The sequence below is a fragment of the Micromonospora sp. NPDC005686 genome (genome assembly GCF_042871665.1).
Classification (GTDB): Bacteria; Actinomycetota; Actinomycetes; order Mycobacteriales; family Micromonosporaceae; genus Micromonospora.
The window spans coordinates 65,817-82,183 of the sequence record NZ_JBIAIY010000011.1; the positions used below are offsets into that span (position 1 = coordinate 65,817).

At 71.7% G+C, this 16,367-nt stretch carries 19 protein-coding genes; 8 read left to right on the forward strand and 11 right to left on the reverse strand.

From position 1 onward, the window contains the following. Positions 1 to 4 precede the first annotated feature (4 nt). Positions 5 to 172 (forward strand): hypothetical protein, encoded by a 168-nt coding sequence (locus ACFYON_RS23925; protein WP_355096270.1) that lies wholly within the window; start codon positions 5 to 7, stop codon positions 170 to 172. Positions 173 to 580: 408 nt separating this feature from the next. Here ACFYON_RS23925 and ACFYON_RS23930 read toward each other — a convergent pair whose 3' ends face one another. From ACFYON_RS23930 to pdxY, 4 genes are all read right to left on the reverse strand, one after another. Further along, complete coding sequence (locus ACFYON_RS23930; protein ID WP_354869355.1) at positions 581 to 2,956, reverse strand: excinuclease ABC subunit UvrA; 2,376 nt, start codon at positions 2,954 to 2,956, stop codon at positions 581 to 583. A 92-nt stretch (positions 2,957 to 3,048) separates the two neighbouring features. Beyond that, positions 3,049 to 3,462 (reverse strand): VOC family protein, encoded by a 414-nt coding sequence (locus ACFYON_RS23935; RefSeq protein WP_354869356.1) that lies wholly within the window; start codon positions 3,460 to 3,462, stop codon positions 3,049 to 3,051. Between the two features lie 10 nt (positions 3,463 to 3,472). Beyond that, a complete protein-coding gene (locus tag ACFYON_RS23940) occupies positions 3,473 to 3,925 on the reverse strand; it encodes a helix-turn-helix transcriptional regulator (RefSeq protein WP_354869358.1) in 453 nt (150 codons plus the stop codon). A 97-nt stretch (positions 3,926 to 4,022) separates the two neighbouring features. Then, positions 4,023 to 4,874 (reverse strand): pyridoxal kinase PdxY, encoded by an 852-nt coding sequence (gene pdxY / locus ACFYON_RS23945; RefSeq protein ID WP_354869360.1) that lies wholly within the window; start codon positions 4,872 to 4,874, stop codon positions 4,023 to 4,025. A 177-nt stretch (positions 4,875 to 5,051) separates the two neighbouring features. On the opposite strand from pdxY, the gene ACFYON_RS23950 reads away from it, so the two are divergent. Both ACFYON_RS23950 and ACFYON_RS23955 read left to right on the forward strand, forming a co-directional pair. Then, positions 5,052 to 6,461 carry an OFA family MFS transporter gene (locus tag ACFYON_RS23950; RefSeq protein ID WP_354869362.1) on the forward strand — a complete coding sequence of 470 codons (1,410 nt, stop codon included), beginning with the start codon at positions 5,052 to 5,054 and terminating at the stop codon, positions 6,459 to 6,461. Further along, positions 6,458 to 6,583, forward strand: a complete 126-nt coding sequence (locus ACFYON_RS23955) for a hypothetical protein (RefSeq protein WP_354869363.1) — start codon at positions 6,458 to 6,460, stop codon at positions 6,581 to 6,583. Before ACFYON_RS23950 ends, ACFYON_RS23955 begins: the two co-directional genes overlap by 4 nt. A gap of 48 nt (positions 6,584 to 6,631) precedes the next feature. On the opposite strand, the gene ACFYON_RS23960 is transcribed toward ACFYON_RS23955, so the two are convergent. Next, complete coding sequence (locus tag ACFYON_RS23960) at positions 6,632 to 7,360, reverse strand: SDR family oxidoreductase (protein ID WP_355047567.1); 729 nt, start codon at positions 7,358 to 7,360, stop codon at positions 6,632 to 6,634. 78 nt (positions 7,361 to 7,438) lie between these two features. Between ACFYON_RS23960 and ACFYON_RS23965 the strand changes: the two genes are divergently transcribed. After that, positions 7,439 to 8,272 (forward strand): patatin-like phospholipase family protein, encoded by an 834-nt coding sequence (locus ACFYON_RS23965; RefSeq protein ID WP_354869368.1) that lies wholly within the window; start codon positions 7,439 to 7,441, stop codon positions 8,270 to 8,272. Positions 8,273 to 8,357: 85 nt separating this feature from the next. Here the strand turns inward: ACFYON_RS23965 and ACFYON_RS23970 are convergent, their stop codons facing one another. After that, complete coding sequence (locus tag ACFYON_RS23970) at positions 8,358 to 9,602, reverse strand: RNA polymerase sigma factor (RefSeq protein WP_387190090.1); 1,245 nt, start codon at positions 9,600 to 9,602, stop codon at positions 8,358 to 8,360. Position 9,603: 1 nt separating this feature from the next. After that, on the reverse strand, positions 9,604 to 9,996 hold the full coding sequence (locus ACFYON_RS23975; protein ID WP_354869371.1) for a YciI family protein: 393 nt from the start codon (positions 9,994 to 9,996) through the stop codon (positions 9,604 to 9,606). Between the two features lie 90 nt (positions 9,997 to 10,086). On the opposite strand from ACFYON_RS23975, the gene ACFYON_RS23980 reads away from it, so the two are divergent. Continuing rightward, entirely contained in the window at positions 10,087 to 10,551 is a 465-nt protein-coding gene (locus ACFYON_RS23980) for a peroxiredoxin (RefSeq protein ID WP_354869374.1), read from the forward strand. Positions 10,552 to 10,616: 65 nt separating this feature from the next. Beyond that, a complete protein-coding gene (locus tag ACFYON_RS23985; RefSeq protein ID WP_355047570.1) occupies positions 10,617 to 11,303 on the forward strand; it encodes a DUF6319 family protein in 687 nt (228 codons plus the stop codon). A gap of 73 nt (positions 11,304 to 11,376) precedes the next feature. On the opposite strand, the gene cydB is transcribed toward ACFYON_RS23985, so the two are convergent. Both cydB and ACFYON_RS23995 read right to left on the reverse strand, forming a co-directional pair. After that, positions 11,377 to 12,375, reverse strand: coding sequence for a cytochrome d ubiquinol oxidase subunit II (gene cydB / locus ACFYON_RS23990; RefSeq protein WP_355047590.1), 999 nt, complete (start codon positions 12,373 to 12,375; stop codon positions 11,377 to 11,379). A 17-nt stretch (positions 12,376 to 12,392) separates the two neighbouring features. Then, the gene (locus ACFYON_RS23995; RefSeq protein WP_354869381.1) at positions 12,393 to 13,805 is read right to left on the reverse strand and encodes a cytochrome ubiquinol oxidase subunit I; all 1,413 of its coding nucleotides are present in this window, start codon (positions 13,803 to 13,805) and stop codon (positions 12,393 to 12,395) included. Between the two features lie 193 nt (positions 13,806 to 13,998). Here ACFYON_RS23995 and ACFYON_RS24000 point away from each other — a divergent pair, with 193 nt between their 5' ends. Together ACFYON_RS24000 and ACFYON_RS24005 are read left to right on the forward strand one after the other, a co-directional pair. Then, positions 13,999 to 14,769, forward strand: coding sequence for a lysophospholipid acyltransferase family protein (locus ACFYON_RS24000; protein WP_387188455.1), 771 nt, complete (start codon positions 13,999 to 14,001; stop codon positions 14,767 to 14,769). 60 nt (positions 14,770 to 14,829) lie between these two features. Continuing rightward, positions 14,830 to 15,480, forward strand: coding sequence for an NAD(P)H-dependent oxidoreductase (locus ACFYON_RS24005; RefSeq protein ID WP_355047592.1), 651 nt, complete (start codon positions 14,830 to 14,832; stop codon positions 15,478 to 15,480). A 6-nt stretch (positions 15,481 to 15,486) separates the two neighbouring features. Here ACFYON_RS24005 and ACFYON_RS24010 read toward each other — a convergent pair whose 3' ends face one another. Next, the gene (locus ACFYON_RS24010; RefSeq protein WP_354869382.1) at positions 15,487 to 15,855 is read right to left on the reverse strand and encodes a DUF4180 domain-containing protein; all 369 of its coding nucleotides are present in this window, start codon (positions 15,853 to 15,855) and stop codon (positions 15,487 to 15,489) included. Continuing rightward, positions 15,848 to 16,291 carry a helix-turn-helix domain-containing protein gene (locus ACFYON_RS24015; RefSeq protein WP_355047593.1) on the reverse strand — a complete coding sequence of 148 codons (444 nt, stop codon included), beginning with the start codon at positions 16,289 to 16,291 and terminating at the stop codon, positions 15,848 to 15,850. The genes ACFYON_RS24010 and ACFYON_RS24015 overlap by 8 nt, the downstream gene beginning before the upstream one ends. Between the last annotated feature and the right edge of the window lie 76 nt (positions 16,292 to 16,367).

Genomic DNA, 16,367 nt, shown 5'->3' on the forward strand with positions numbered 1-16,367 from the left:
ATGCATGATTCTCGTGTTCCCGCCAGAAGCGCTCACCGGGGGAGAGTGGCGAGACTTCACCATCCGGCCACCGCCCCGCCGGCCGCCCGCCTCGTCGATCATGAAGTTGGCGGCAATCGGTGTCCGCTTTGTCGCCGCCAACCTCATGATCGACGGAGAGCCGGGGCGGTGAGCGGACGTGGCCGGGATAGGTCTGCGTGCGAGGGCGCTCCGGGGTTCGGAGTCGCCGCGCGCGGATGACGGCGCGACCGGCGCCTGTGCCGGTGGGTCAGTGGCCTCGCAGCCTCGGTGCTGATCACCTGAGGCGAGCCCGGCCGCTCGCTGGGTCGAATGAATGTGCCAGCGCCCGCGCGTGACAGCGTTGCAAGCCACGCAAGGAGTAGGCGTCCTATGAACGCACGTCGCTCCTGGCGGTCAGTCCGCTATGGGCGCGTGGGGAGGCCTGTCTCCGCTTTACTTGACATAATGTACATTATCGAATCTTTGAAACCGTGCTCCGGCGAGCCGAGGTGATGACGCGCTGCGCGAGGCCGAGCCGGGCCGCCGGCGGGGCCTGTCCCGCTGAGATCCGGAATGGCGCTCACGCACCGACGTAGTCGGCGAGGTGTTCGCCGGTGAGCGTGGACCGGGCGGCCACCAGGTCGGCCGGGGTGCCTTCGTAGACGATCCGTCCGCCGTCGTGACCGGCGCCCGGCCCGAGGTCGATGATCCAGTCGGCGTGCGCCATGACCGCCTGGTGGTGCTCGATCACGATGACGGACTTGCCGGCGTCGACGAGCCGGTCGAGCAGGCCGAGCAGTTGGGCGACGTCAGCCAGGTGCAGGCCGGTGGTCGGTTCGTCGAGGACGTACACGCCGCCCCTGTCCCCCATCCGGGTGGCGAGCTTGAGGCGCTGCCGCTCCCCGCCGGAGAGCGTGGTCAGCGGTTGACCGAGCGTGAGGTAGCCGAGGCCGACGTCGGCGAGCCGGTCGAGGATGGTGTGGGCGGCCGGGGTGCGGGCCTCGCCGTCGCTGAAGAACGTCTCTGCTTCGTCGACGGACATGGCGAGGACCTCACTGATGTCGCGGCCGCCGAGGTGGTAGTCGAGGACGGCGGGCTGGAAGCGTTTGCCCTCGCAGTCCTCGCAGGTGCTGGCGACGCCGGCCATCATGCCGAGGTCGGTGTAGATGACGCCGGCGCCGTTGCAGGTCGGGCAGGCGCCTTCGGAGTTGGCGCTGAACAGGGCGGGTTTGACGCCGTTGGCCTTGGCGAAGGCTTTGCGGATGGGGTCGAGCAGGCCGGTGTAGGTGGCCGGGTTGCTGCGGCGGGAGCCGCGGATGGCGGTCTGGTCGACGGAGACGACGTCGTCGCGTTTGGCGAGTGAGCCGTGGATGAGGCTGCTCTTGCCGGAGCCGGCGACGCCGGTGACCACGACCAGGACGCCGAGCGGGATGTCGACGTCGACGTCGCGCAGGTTGTGGGTGCGGGCGCCGCGGATGGGCAGGGCGCCGGTGGGCGTACGCACAGCGGTCTTGAGGGTGGCGCGGTCGTCGAGGTGGCGGCCGGTGGTGGTGTCGCTGGCGCGCAGGCCGGCGACTGTGCCTTCGTAGCAGATGGTGCCGCCGTGGGTGCCGGCGCCGGGGCCGAGGTCGACGACGTGGTCGGCGATGGCGATGGTCTCGGGTTTGTGTTCGACGACGAGGACGGTGTTGCCCTTGTCGCGCAGTTGCCGCAGGAGGTTGTTCATGCGGGCGATGTCGTGGGGGTGCAGGCCGATGGTGGGTTCGTCGAAGACGTAGGTGACGTCGGTGAGGGACGAGCCGAGGTGGCGGATCATCTTGGTGCGCTGGGCCTCGCCGCCGGAGAGGGTGCCGGCGGGGCGGTCGAGGCTGAGGTAGCCGAGGCCGATCTCGACGAAGGAGTCGAGGGTGTCCCCCAGTGCTTTGAGCAGTGGGCCGACGGAGGGTTCGTGCAGGTCGCGTACCCAGGTGGCGAGGTCGCTGATCTGCATGGCGCAGGCGTCGGCGATGGTGATGCCGTTGATCTTCGAGGAGCGGGCCTCGGGGGCCAGGCGGGTGCCGTCGCAGTCGGGGCAGGTGGTGAACGTGATGGCGCGTTCGACGAAGGCGCGGATGTGGGGCTGCATGGCGTCGACGTCCTTGGCGAGCATCGACTTGCTGACGGCGGGGATGAGGCCGGTGTAGGTGACGTTGATGCCGTCGACCTTGATTTTGGTGGGTTCCTTGTGGAGCAGGTCGTTCAGTTCCCGCTTGGTGTAGTCGCGGATGGGCTTGTCGGGGTCGAACAGGCCGCTGGAGCGGAAGATGCGGCCGTACCAGCCGTCCATGCTGTAGCCGGGGATGGTGATGGCGCCCTCGTTGAGGGAGAGCTTCTCGTCGTAGAGGACGGTGAGGTCGAAGTCGGTGACGGTGCCGCGGCCCTCGCAGCGGGGGCACATGCCGCCGAGGCGGTTGAAGGTGCCCTTCTTGGTCTGGGTCTTGCCGGGGCCGCGGTCGACGGTGATGGCGCCGGCGGCGCGTACGGAGGGGACGTTGAACGAGTAGGCGTTCGGTGGGCCGATGTGGGGGTCGCCGAGGCGGCTGAACAGGATGCGCAGCATGGCGTTGACGTCGGTGGCGGTGCCGACGGTGGAGCGGGGGTCGGCGCCCATGCGTTCCTGGTCGACGATGATGGCGGTGGTGAGGCCTTCGAGGACGTCGACCTCGGGGCGGGACAGGGTGGGCATGAAGCCCTGGACGAAGGCGCTGTAGGTCTCGTTGATGAGGCGTTGGGACTCGGCGGCGATGGTGCCGAAGACCAGTGAGCTCTTGCCGGAGCCGGAGACGCCGGTGAACGCGGTGAGGCGGCGTTTGGGTATCTCGACGTCGACGTTGCGCAGGTTGTTCTCGCGGGCGCCGTGGACGCGGATGATGTCGTGGCTGTCGGCGCGGTGCGGGCCGGTGGTGGCCTCGCTCATGGTTTCTCCGTCCGGTGGTGCGGGTGTCAGTCGAGCCAGCGGCCGTCGCGCATCAGGGTGCGGCCGGGCAGCTCGTCGGCTTCGCGCCAGGCTCAGCGCCGCTCGTTGATGCGGATGAGGTTGCCGGTGGGGTCGCGGAAGGCGCAGTCGCGTACGCCGTAGGGCTGTTCGGTGGGTTCCTGCACGACGTCGGCGCCGCTGGCCTGGAGGCGGTCGAACAGGCCGTCGAGGTCGTCGGTGGCGAGGGTGAGCGCGCCGTAGCTGCCCTTGGCGACGAGTTCGAGGATGGTGCGGCGTTCGTCGTCGCTGATGCCGGGGTCGACGGCCGGTGGGTGCAGGACGATGCCGGTCTCGGGCTGGTTCGGTGGGCCGACGGTGAGCCAGCGCATGGTGTCGCCGCGGCCGACGTCGTTGCGCAGTTCGAAGCCGAGGATGTCGCGGTAGAAGGCGATGGCGGCGTCGGCGTCGGTATGCGGCAGGAACGCGTAGTGAATGGTGATCGTCATGGTGGTCACGCTAGTGGTGCCGGCCGGTGCGGGCTTCTCGATTCCTGATCGGTCGGGTGGCTTGTTTGGTCAGGCACGGGGGTGGTTCGGCGGTGTCGAGGGCGTGGCGGGCGCGGTAGGCGCTGGGCGGTTCGCCGACGAGTTCGGTGAAGCGGGTGCTGAAGGTGCCGAGGGACTGGCAGCCGACGGCGAAGCAGACGTCGGTGACGCTGAGATCGCCGCGGCGCAGCAGGGCCATGGCGCGTTCGATGCGGCGGGTCATGAGGTACGCGTACGGGGACTCGCCGTAGGTCTGGCGGAACTTGCGGCTGAGGTGTCCGGCGGACATGTGCTCGCCGCGGGCGAGGGCTTCGACGTCGAGGGGTCTGGCGTATTCGCGGTCGATGCGGTCGCGGACGCGGCGTAGCCGGGTCAGGTCGCGTAGGCGTTGGGCGAACGCGGGGTCGTCGGTGACCGGGGGCACTCGTGCATCTTCGCTGTTCGGCGGCGGGTCGTCCACCTGTTCGAGCGGCGAGTCGCCGCCCGGGTGCACCTGCCGTGCGGGTGCACCCGAGCGGCGGTCAGCGCAGCCGGCGGGCGGTGAAGCGGGTGGGTGGGTCGGCGATGGCGTCCTGGGTGGCGACGAGTTGCAGTTCGCGGGTGCCGGCTTCGAGGGTGGCCTCGAGTACGGCGTAGATCGAGTTGGTGGTGTGTTCCAGCGCGGTCCGGGGTGAGCCGGTGGTGGCGAGGTGGGCGAGGTAGAGGGCGGCGGTGACGTCGCCGCCGCCGTTGGGGGTGATCGGCAGCAGCGGGGTGGTGACGGCCCAGGCGCCGTCGTCGGAGACGGCGACGACTTCCAGGTGGCCGGCGGGCAGGTCGCCGTGCAGGACGCTGGTGACCAGGACGTGCCGGGGGCCGGTGGCGCGGACGGTGTCGACGGCGGCGAGGAGGTCGTCGAGGGTGTCGGTGGTGCGGCCGGCGAGGAATTCCAGTTCGAACTGGTTGGGGGTGACGATGTCGGCACGGGGGACGACGGTGTCGCGCAGGTATTCGGGGATGCCGGGGCGGACGAACATGCCGCGGCCGACGTCGCCCATGACCGGGTCGCAGCAGTAGAGGGCGGCCGGGTTGGCTGCCTTGACGCGGGCGACGGCGTCGAGGATGACGGCGCCGACGGCGGGGTCGCCCTGGTAGCCGGAGAGGACGGCGTCGGCGGTGCCGAGCACGCCACGGTCTTCGATTCCGGCGATGACGTCGGCGACGTCGGTGGGGGCGAGTAGCGGGCCGCGCCAGGCGCCGTAGCCGGTGTGGTTGGAGAAGTGCACGGTCAGGACCGGCCAGACCTCGTGTCGGAGGCGTTGCAGTGGGAACACGGCGGCGGAGTTGCCGACGTGGCCGTAGGCGACCGACGACTGGATGGACAGGATCTTCACCCGGTCATCGTTGCATCCCGGGGCGGGTGTGACGGGCGGTGGTGGGGTGATGACGGATGGCTGCGGCGGTGACCGTTCGGCTCAGGGTTCGACCGTCTGGCGCGGGGCGGGTTTGGGCACTGCGTGCGGTGGGGGTACGAACCGGGCGTTCTCGCCATCTGGACGGAGGAAGCAACGATGCTTTCCGCACTCGATCGTCGGCACACCGTCGCGCCGCCGGGGTACAGCCGCTGGCTGATTCCTCCGGCGGCGCTGGCGATCCATCTGTGTATCGGGCAGGTGTACGCGACGAGCGTGTACAAGAACTCCCTGATCGCGCATTTCGACACCGGTCAGACGGCGATCGGGGTGATCTTCAGCATCGCGATCGTGATGCTGGGGTTGTCGGCCGCGGTGGCCGGTACGTGGGTGGAGGCGAACGGGCCGCGTAAGGCGATGTTCGTCTCGGCGTGTTTCTGGGCGGCGGGGTTCCTGGTCGGGGCGCTGGGCATCGCGACCGGGCAGCTGTGGCTGCTGTACCTGGGGTACGGGGTGCTGGGCGGCATCGGTCTGGGGATCGGCTACATCTCCCCCGTCTCCACGTTGATCAAGTGGTTTCCGGATCGGCCGGGTCTGGCGACCGGGCTGGCGATCATGGGGTTCGGCGGTGGGGCGATGGTGGCCTCTCCCCTGTCCCGGCAGCTGCTGTCGTTCTACGACTCGGGCTACGACCCGTCGGACAGCGGTTCCACGGCGTCCGGGTCGGCGCTGGTGTGGTTGTTCGTGACGCTCGGCGTCGGCTACTTCGTGATCATGATGTTCGGGGTGTTCAACGTGCGGGTGCCCGCGCCGGGCTGGCGCCCGGCCGGGTTCGATCCGGCCCAGGTGGCCGAGAAGCCGCTGGTGACGACCGCCAACGTGTCGGCGGCCAACGCGGTCAGGACGCGGTCGTTCTGGCTGCTGTGGGTGGTGCTGTTCTGCAACGTGACGGCGGGGATCGGCATCCTGGAGCAGGCCAGCCCGATGATCCAGGACTTCTTCCGCGAGGACGGCACGTCGGTGGTGTCGGTGGCGGCGGCCGGCGGGTTCGTGGGGCTGCTGTCGCTGTTCAACATGGCGGGCCGGTTCGTGTGGTCGTCCACGTCGGATGTGATCGGCCGTAAGCCGATCTACGTGGTGTACCTGGGTGTGGGCATGGTGCTGTACCTGTTCCTGGCGCTGGTGGGGCAGACCGCGACGGCGTTGTTCGTGCTGTTGGCGTGCGTGATCCTGTCGTTCTACGGCGGCGGGTTCGCCACCATGCCGGCGTACCTGCGGGACCTGTTCGGCACGTTCGAGGTGGGTGCGATCCACGGCCGGCTGCTGACCGCGTGGTCGGCGGCGGGTGTGGCCGGCCCGCTGATCGTCAACGGGTTCCTCGACGCGCAGGGCGAGCCGGGCACGTTGACAGCGGCGGCGTACCGGCCGGCGTTGTTGACGATGGTCGGCGTGCTGGCGGTGGGCCTGGTGGCGAACCTGCTGGTGCGGCCGGTGCCAGAGCGCTACCACGAGCCGGCGTCCGGGCGGGACGAGGCAGCACCGGGTGCGACGGAGAGGAGCGGATCGTGAACGAGCGCAGCGGTGGCGGGCAGCAGGTTCGCCTGGTGGTGTCGTGGCTGGTGGTGTCGGTGCTGCTGGGCTACGGGGTGGTGCAGACGGTGATCACGGCGGCGAAGCTGTTCACCCAGTAGGGGACGCGCGGCGGCGGCCCGCGGCGGGAACCCCGGGCCGCCGCCGGGTCAGAGACCGCCGCCGACGCGCAGGACCGCGCCGGTGGTGTACGAGGCGTCCGGGCCGAGCAGGTACGCGATCGCGCCGGCGACCTCCTCGGGTTCCCCGGCTCGGCCCATCGGGATCCGGCCGGCGGCGGTGTCGGGGCGGTCGGGCACGCCGGAGCGGGCGTGGATGCTGGTGCGGATGATGCCGGGGGCGACGGCGTTGACCCGGATCCCTTGCGGCGCGAGTTCCTTCGCCAGCCCGACGGTGAGGGTGTCGGTGGCGGCCTTGACGGCGGCGTAGTGGATGTACTCGCCGGGTGAGCCGAGCGTGGCCGCCACTGAGGAGACGTTGACGATGGCGCCGCCGCTGGTGAGCCGCCGGGTGGCCTGCTGGGCGCACAGGACGTACCCGATGAGGTTGACGTCGACGACCTCGCGCAGGTCGTCGACGCGCAGGTCGGTGAACGGGCCGATCGGGCTGGTGACGCCGGCGTTGTTGACCAGGCCGGTGAGCGGGCCGAGCCGGTCGGCGGCGTCGAAGATGCGGCGTACCTGGTCGGGGTCGGTGGTGTCGGCGGCGACGGTGACGGCACGGCGGCCGGCGGCGCGCACGTCGGCGGCCACCGCCTCGGCGGCGTCGTGGTCGGTGCGGTAGCCGATCACCAGGTCGTGCCCGTCGGCGGCGAGCCGGCGGGCGGTGGCCGCGCCGATGCCCCGGCCTCCCCCGGTGACGACGGTGATGCAGGTCAATGCATTTCTCCCCTCCTGGCGGTACGGGTGACGTTACCGTGGGCGGGGCGTTCCCCGCGCTGGAGAGAGGACGGTCACATGGGGCGGGCGTTGGTGCTGGGTGGCGGCGGGGTGACCGGTGTGGCCTGGGAGTTGGGGTTGCTGGCCGGGCTGGCCGGGCAAGGGCTGCCGCTGGACGAGGCCGATCTGGTGGTGGGCACGTCGGCGGGGTCGGTGGTCGGGGCGCAGGTGTGTTCCGGGACGCCGCTGCGGGAGTTGTACGCGGCCCAGTTGCGCCCGCCGCGCGACGAGGTGCCGGCGCGGCTGGGCGTGGGTGTGTTGACGCGGTGGGCGTGGGCCGGTGGGCGGGGTCGGGACGCCGTGCGGGCCCGGGCGCGGCTGGGGGCGTTGGCGTTGTCGGCGCGTACCCCTTCGGAGCAGTCGCGGCGGGCGGTGATCGCGGCTCGGCTGCCGTCCGGGCGGTGGCCGGCGCGGCGGCTGCTGGTCACCGCTGTCGACGCCGTCTCCGGTGAGTTCGTGGTGTTCGACGCGGACAGCGGGGTGCCGCTCGTCGACGCGGTCGGTGCGAGTTGCGCGGTGCCGGGGGTGTGGCCGCCGGTCACGATCGGTCCCCGCCGCTACGTCGACGGTGGGGTCCGTTCGCCGGTGAACGCTGACCTGGCGGCGGGGTGCGGGCAGGTGGTGGTGCTGGCGCCGACGCGCGCCGCGGTGGGGCCGATGCCGCGGTTGTCGGCGCAGGTGGCGGCGTTGCGGTCGGCAGGGGCGCGGGTGGCGGTGGTGTCGCCGGACCGGACGGCGCGGGCGGCGATCGGGCGTAACGTGCTGGATCCCGCGCGGCGCGCGGCGTCGGCGCGGGCCGGGTTCGCGCAGGCCTCGGCGGTGGCCGGTGAGGTGGCGGCGGTCTGGGCGTGACGGCCCGCGTCACGTTCGGGCGTCGGCAGGGATGATGCGTGAGCGGCGGGTGAACCGCCGGGCCGCGGCCGGGGCGGTCGTCGGGTCACGCCCCGGGATGTTGCCGGCGCAGGTGCGCGAGCCGTCGGTTGAGGTAGCGCTGTTCGGGGAGGCTGCCGGTCAGGCGGGCGGCGGTGCGGTAGTGCTCGGCGGCCGCCGCCGGGTCGCCGCCCAACTCCAGCAGGTGGGCGCGGACGGCGTGCAGCCGGTGGTGGCCGCGCATCGCCGGGTCGGCCAGCAGCGGGCCGAGCAGTGCCAGTCCGATGGCGGGGCCGTGCGCCATGGCCACGGCGACGGCCTGGTTGAGGGTGACGAACGGGCTGGGGGCGACCCGGCTCAGCATGTCGTAGAGGACGCTGATCTGCAGCCAGTCGGTGTCGTCGAAGGTCGGGGCCTCGGCGTGGACGGCGGCGATGGCCGCCTGGAGCTGGTAGCGGCCCACCGGGCCGTGCGGCAGGGCCCGGCCGAGCAGTGTGACGCCCTCGTCGATGAGGTCGCGGCGCCAGCGGCAGCGGTCCTGGTCAGCGAGCGGCACGAGGTCACCGGCGGCGTCGGTGCGGGCGGGTGAGCGGGCGTGGGTGAGCAGCATCAGGGCCAGCGCGCCGGTGACCTCGGGGTGGTCGGGCAGCGCGGCGTGGACCTGCCGGGTGAGCCGGATCGCCTCCTCGGCGAGTTCGACGTCCAGGAGCTGGTCGCCGGAGGTGCGGGTGTAGCCCTCGCTGAACACCAGGTGGCACACGTCGAGCACGGCGGCCACCCGGTCGGGCAGCGCGTCCGGCGGTGGCATGGTGAACCGGGCGCCGGCCTCGCGTAGCGTCGCGCGGGCCCGGCTCAGCCGCTGGGTCATGGTCCGGGCCGGCACCAGGTAGGCGGCGGCGATCTGCTCCACGCGCAGGCCGGCCACCGCGCGCAGGGTGAGCGCTACCTGTGAGGGGCGGCTCAGCGCCGGGTGACAGCACAGGAACAGCAGGCGCAGCGTGTCGTCGGTGCCGGTCACAGGCGTCTCGTCGAGCGCCGGCACGCGGCCGGCGTCGGGTTGCCGGGCGGCGTCGAGCCGTTCGCGGCGGGTGCGGGCGGTGTCGGCGCGCATCCGGTCGATCAGCCGGTGCGCGGCGACCCGGATGAGCCAGGCCCGGGGTTCGTCGGGCACGCCGGTGAGCGGCCACCGGGCGGCGGCCGCCTCCGCCGCGTCCTGGAGGGCGTCCTCGCAGGCGTCGGGGTGCCCGTAGCGGCGCAGCAGCGCGGCGCGGACGTGCGGCGCCTCCCGGCGCCACACGTCCGCCAGCGTCACATCACTGATCGGAGCCGCCCGGCCACATCAGGGGCCGCAGTTCGACGGTCTCCCCCGGGCCGGCGAACTTCGCGGCGACGGCTTCCGCGCGGGCCTGGTCCGGCACGTCGATGAGGAAGAAACCAGCGAGATGTTCCTTGGCCTCGGAGTACGGGCCGTCGGTCACCAGTGGCGCGCCGTCGCTCCACCGGTACAGCTGTGCGGTGCCGGGGTCGGCGAGCGCCTCACCGACGACCAGCTCTCCGTTGGCGTGCAGCTCGGTCAGCACCTGCTCGAAGTCGGCGTTGAGCCGGTCGCGTACCTCGGCGGGCAGCTCCTGGTGGGCGGCGAGGTAGTCGGAGGTGGGGTGACCCCACGGCTCCGGGTTGGAATGAATCATGATCACGTACTTCACTGTCGGTCCTTCGCGTCGTGCGGCGGTGCCTCTCCGCCGCTCGCCGGGTACGACGGAGCGGGATCGCCGATGTCTACATATCCTCGCGTCATGAGTGACGCGATGGGTGTCGGTGACCTGGTCGAGGATTTCACGCTGCCGGACGAGACGGGCACGCCGCGGCGGCTGTCGGAGTTCCTGGCCGCCGGGCCGGTGGTGCTGTTCTTCTATCCGGCGGCGATGACGCGGGGCTGCACGGCGCAGAGCTGCCACTTCCGGGACCTGGCGGCGGAGTTCGCGGCGGTGGGCGCGTCTCGGGTGGGGATCAGCCGGGACCCGGTGGAGCGGCAGGCGGAGTTCTCCCGCAAGCACGGGTTCGACTATCCGCTGCTGTCCGACGTCGACGGCACCGTGGCGCGGGCGTTCGGGGTGCGGCGGCGGCTGCCGCTGGGCGCGTTGAGCACGCGGCGGATGACGTTCGTCATCGGCACGGACCGGCGGGTGCTCGCAGTGGTGCACAGTGAGCTGAGCATGAACGAGCACGCCGACGCGGCATTGCGGGCCCTCGGGGGCTGATCTTCGTGGTGTCGCAGCCGGCTGGTATCAAGGCTGCGTCAAACAGGTGTACGGAAGAGGGCGTGATGGCGGGTCAGGGTTTGTCCACTGACGAGGTTCAGGGAATCCGGGAGGCGCTGGCCGCGGGCCGCAAGCCCCGGGTGGTGTTCACCGAGACGGCCGGGCAGATCGCCGGGCAGCTCGGGCAGGTGGTGGAGCTGACCGACCCGGAGGCGTCGGAGGAGTTCGTGGTGGTCCGGTTCGGCCGCGACGAGCTGCCGTTCTCCCCCGCCGACGTGGCGATCGCCCCCAAGGGCGGCGGGCGGCGTCCGGCCGCCGAGCCGAAGCCGGAGCCGGAGCAGCCGCCGGCCGCGCCGGAGCCCGCGTTCGTGCTCGACACGCCGCGGGTGCCGGCGCCGCGCCGGGAGGAGCCGAAGGCCGAGCAGCCGCAGCCGGAGCCGAAGCCGGCGAAGCGGGCGGCGAAGGCCGCCAAGCCGAAGACCCCGGCCGGGCTGACCGTGACGCTGGCCTACGCCGAGGGCGAGTGGACGGTGGCCGCGCAGCAGGGCACGAAGGCGCTGGCCCGGCCGTACGTGGTGAAGCCGGCCGAGGCGCTGCGGATGGTGGCGCTGGTGGACGTGCCAGGGGTGCAGGAGGCGGTGGAGCAGATCATGGCGGCCGAGCGGGCCGAGGCGGAACAGCAGGCGGAGAAGCTGCGCGCCGAGCTGGCCGAGATCGAGGCGCGGCTGGCGGAGTTGCGCGAGGCGCGCTGAGCCCGGAACGTCCCGCGGGGCCGGTGCGACCCCCTCGCACCGGCCCCGCGTCACCCCTGCGCCCACAGGTCGATCAGTGTTGCGGAATGTTATGTACCCCGATTCGGCGGCGGAACACCCAGTACGTCCAACCCTGGTAGGCCAGCACGATCGGAGTGAACACCACTGCCACCCAGGTCATGATCTTCAGGGTGTACGGGGTGGACGCCGCGTTGGTGGCGGTGAGCGTGCCGGCCGCGTCGAGGGTGGACGGCATCACGTTCGGGAACAGCGCGGCGAACAGTGTCGCCACGGCCAGGGCGATCGCCACGGCGGTGCCGGTGAACGCCCAGCCCTCCCGGCGTACCTTGGCGGCGGCCAGACCGCCGAGCAGGGCGAGCGCGGCGCCGACGGCGAAAACGACGGCGGCGGCGCTGGAGCGGATGGTCAGCGTCCAGCTCAGGAACGCCACGGCGGCCACCGCGGTGCCGACGCCGAGCTTGACCGCGAGGGCGCCGGCGCGCTCGCGGATGTCGCCGGTGGTCTTGAGGGCCAGGAACACCGCGCCGTGGGTGAGGAACAGCCCCAGCGTGGTCAGGCCGCCGAGCAGCGCGTACGGGTTGAGCAGGTTGAACAGGCCGCCGACGTACTCGTGGTCGGCGTCCAGGGGGACGCCGCGGAAGATGTTGGCGAACGCCACGCCCCAGAGCACGGCCGGGATCGCCGAGCCCCAGAAGATGGCCTGGTCCCAGCGGCGCTTCCAGGACGCCTCGGACCGCTTGTGGCGGTACTCGAAGGCGACGCCGCGGGCGATCAGGGCCAGCAGGATCAGCAGCAGCGGCAGGTAGAAGCCGGAGAACAGGGTGGCGTACCACTCGGGGAAGGCGGCGAACATGGCGCCGCCGGCGGTGATCAGCCACACCTCGTTGCCGTCCCAGACCGGGCCGATGGTGTTGATCAGGACGCGGCGCTGCCGGTCGTCGCGGCCGAGCACCGGCAGCAGCATCCCGACGCCGAAGTCGAAGCCTTCGAGGATGAAGTAGCCGGTGAAGAGCACGGCCACGAGGAGAAACCAGACGGTCGTCAGTTCCACGGTTGGGCTCCGGGGTGTCAGTAGGCGAACGCCAGCGGGCGTTCGGCGTCGTCGGTGTCGTCGTCGTCGGTCTGCGGGGTGACGTCCGGGACGCCGGCGCGGGCGTAGCGGACCAGCAGCTTGAACTCGACCACCGCGAGGACGGCGTAGATGAGCGTGAACGCGGTGAAGGAGGTGAGCACCTCGGTCAGGGAGACGCTGCGGGACACGCCGTCGCGGGTGAGCATCTCACCGAAGACGATCCACGGCTGGCGGCCCATCTCGGTGAAGATCCAGCCGAAGGAGTTGGCCAGCAGCGGCAGCACGGGCATGACCAGGCCGGCGCGCAGCAGCCACTTGCTGGTGGGAGTGCGGCCCTTGCGCTGGCTCCAGAGCACCAGCAGCGCGATCGCGGCGGCGGCCAGCCCGAAGGCGATCATGAAGCGGAAGCTCCAGTAGGTGACCGGGATGATCGGGGCGTAGTTGCCGGGGCCGTACTGGCTGGCGTACTGGGCCTGCAGGTCGTTGATGCCCTGGACGGTGCCGTTGGGGTCGCCGGTGCCGAGGAACGACAGCAGGTACGGGATCTTGATGGCGAACAGCTCGCGGCTGCCGTCGAGGCTGCCGACGGTGAGCACGGAGAACGAGGCGGGGCTCTCGGTGGTGTAGAGGCCCTCGGCGGCTGCCATCTTCATCGGCTGCACGTCGGTCATGATCTTGCCCTGGATGTCGCCGGTGAGGACCACCAGCGCCGAGGAGACCAGGACGACCCAGGAGCCGAGCTTGGTCGCGAAGCGGTACGCGCCGGTGTCGGCGCTGTCGCGGTTGCGCATCACGTGCCACAGGCCGACGGTGACCATCAGCGACCCGGCGACCAGGAACGCGCCGGCCAGCGTGTGCGGGAAGGTGATCAGGGCGACCTTGTTGGTGAGCACGGCGACGAAGTCGGTCAGCTCGGCGCGGCCGCTCTCCGGGTTGATCCGGAAGCCGACCGGGTTCTGCATGAACGAGTTGGCGGCGAGGATGAAGTACGCCGACAGGTTGGTGCCGATCGCGGCGGCCCAGATCGAGGCGAGGTGCAGGCGCTTGGGCAGCCGGTCCCAGCCGAAGATCCACAGGCCGATGAACGTGGATTCGAGGAAGAACGCCACCAGGGCCTCGATGGCCAGCGGCGCGCCGAAGATGTCACCGACGAAGCGGGAGTAGTCGCTCCAGTTCATGCCGAACTGGAATTCCTGCACGATGCCGGTGACCACCCCCATCGCGAAGTTGATCAGGAACAACTTGCCGTAGAACTTCGTGAGTTTGAGGTACCGCTCGTTGCCGGTGCGGTGCCACATGGTCTGGAGGATCGCCACCAGCACGGACAGGCCGATGGTCAACGGAACGAACAAGAAGTGGTAGACGGTGGTGACACCGAACTGCCAGCGGGCGACGTCCAACGCGTCCACCTGTAAACCCCCAGCTGCGCATACTACGAGACGTAGTAGATACTACTCGTCGTCGTAGCGGAACCAGCAGGGCCGCAGGGCCCCACCCGACCCGGGACCAATGACCCTGATCACCTGGCCGGAGGGCCCGCCGGTCCCGGAATCACGTGCCGGGCACCGGGATCACCCCGGCCCGTGCGACCATCCAGCACTGATGAGCAGCACCCCTTGGCGCGCGCCGCTGCTGTGGCGGGGCGCGCAGACGTTTGCCCGGGCCGCCGTCGGGCTGGTCGGCCGGCTGGAGGTCACCGGCGACGTGCCCGACGCGCTGCGCCACGGCCCGCTGGTCCTGGCCGCCAACCACATCAGCCCGTTCGACCCGGTGGTCCTCGCCGCCGCCTGCCGGGTCCGGCGCGTCGCGCCCCGGATCATGGCCACCGGCGGACTTTTCCGCACCCCGGTGCTCGGGGCGCTGATGCGCCGCGCCGGGCACATCCGCGTCGACCGGGGCACCGCCGCGGTGCACCGCTCCCTGGGGGTCGCGGCCCGGGCCGTCGCCGGCGGCTCGGTGGTGCTGGTCTACCCGGAGGGGCGCATCGGACTCGACCCGGGCATGTGGCCCGAGCGCGGCAAGACCGGCGCCGCCCGGCTCGCGTTCGCAGGCGGCGCCGCGGTCGTGCCGGTCGCGCAGTGGGGCTCGCACGAGGTGCTGCCCTACCGGGCGCCCGAGGGGATGCTGCGCGCGGTGGCCCGGGCGATCGTCCGCCGGCCTGCCATCCGGGTGCACTTCGGCGCCCCGGTGCCGCTGGACGACCTGCGGTCGGACTCCCCCGGCGCGGCCCGGCAGGCCACCGACCGGATCATCGACGCGATCACCGACGACCTGATGGCGCTGCGCCCCGACGAGCCGGACCTGCCGCGCCACGTCGACCCGGGCCGGCCGGTCGAGACCACCCGCGCCCACCGCCGCCACCGCACCGGCTGACGCATCCCGGCCGCGGTGGCGGGTATCAAGGCGCATCCCGTACGCGGAGAGGACCCGGTCATGACCGCTGTTCGAGCACTGGTTCTCAACTGCACCCTGAAGCGCTCCCCGGCGACGTCCAGCTCACAGGTGCTCGGTCAGGAGGTGCTCGACGCGCTCGCCGATCAGGGCGTCGACGGCGAGATCGTCCGGGTGGTCGACCACGACGTGCGCTTCGGGGTCTCCGTCGACGAGGGCGACGGCGACGGCTGGCCCGCGATCCGCGCCAAGCTGCTCGCCGCCCATATCCTGATCATCGCCACGCCGATCTGGCTCGGTCAGCCCTCGTCGGTGACCAAGATGGTCCTCGAACGGTTGGACGCCGAACTGTCCGAGACCGACGACCAGGGCCGCCTGCGCACCTACGGCAAGGTCGGCGGGGTGGCCGTGGTCGGCAACGAGGACGGCGCACACCACACCATCGCCGAGGTGCAGCAGGCCCTCAACGAGGTGGGGTTCACCTGCCCGGCCGCCGGGGCCACCTACTGGGTCGGGGAGGCGCTGCACAAGACCGACTACGTCGACGCCCGCCCCAAACCCGACACGACCGGCCGCACCACCGCCGCGCTGGCACTCAACAGCGCCCACCTGGCCCGGCTGCTCGCGGAACGGCCGTACCCCCCGCCCGGAGCCCGGGACGCGGGCGTCGGACCCAGCGGCCGGCCGGGCTGACCCGGGTCAGGTGGTGGCGCGCAGGCGCTCGTCGAGCGCGTCCAGGTCCGGTACGAACCACACCTGGTCGTGCCGGTTCGACTCGGCCACCAGCGCGCGCAACGCGCCGCTGCGCGACAGGTGGGCGGAGATGTCACCGACGATCGCCAGGCGCAGCCGGTAGTTGACGAACTTCTGCATCACGTCACCGGCGAAGCGGGTGCCCAGGGTGAAGAAGCCGGGATCGAGCCGGGCGGCCGGCACCGCGACCACCGTCGCGCCGAGGAACGCCGCGCCGATCAGGTCCAACGCGTCGCGTTCGGTGGCGATCGGCGGGCCGTCCGGGTCGCAGACCAGCACCTGCACGCCGGCGCGCTCCTGCATCAGGTCAGCCACGGCCGCGCTCCCCGCCGCCGAGCAGGCCGTTGCCGCCGTCGAGCACCCCGTCGAGCAGGCGCAACAGGTCCGCGGTGTCGGTGAGGTCGCCCAGGATCACGATCGTCATGCGGTACCGCTCCTCGTCGTGGACCGTCTGCACCCGCACTGGACGGTCCGGGTCGTGGTGGGTGTTCACGCCGGCCAGCACCAGCGTGGCGAGCCGGTCGGCGGCGGCCCGGTCGACGCCGTCGAGGCGGACGACGCTGGACACCTCCGCCCCCGCCGCCCGCGCCGGCCGGCCGGTCAGCGCGTCCAGGTCCGTGCGGGCGATCCGGTACTGCTTGCCGATCCGGGTGGCCCGCAGCCGCCCGGATCGGATGTAGCCGCGCACGGTGCGCACGTGCAGGCCGAGCAGGTCCGCAACCTGCTCCACCGAGTACATGTCATTACTCATCGCACCCTATGCTAGCCGAGTTGGGGAAGGATAGGTAATTTCCCCGCCCGGCCATGTGTGCGCCATCCACGCCGGG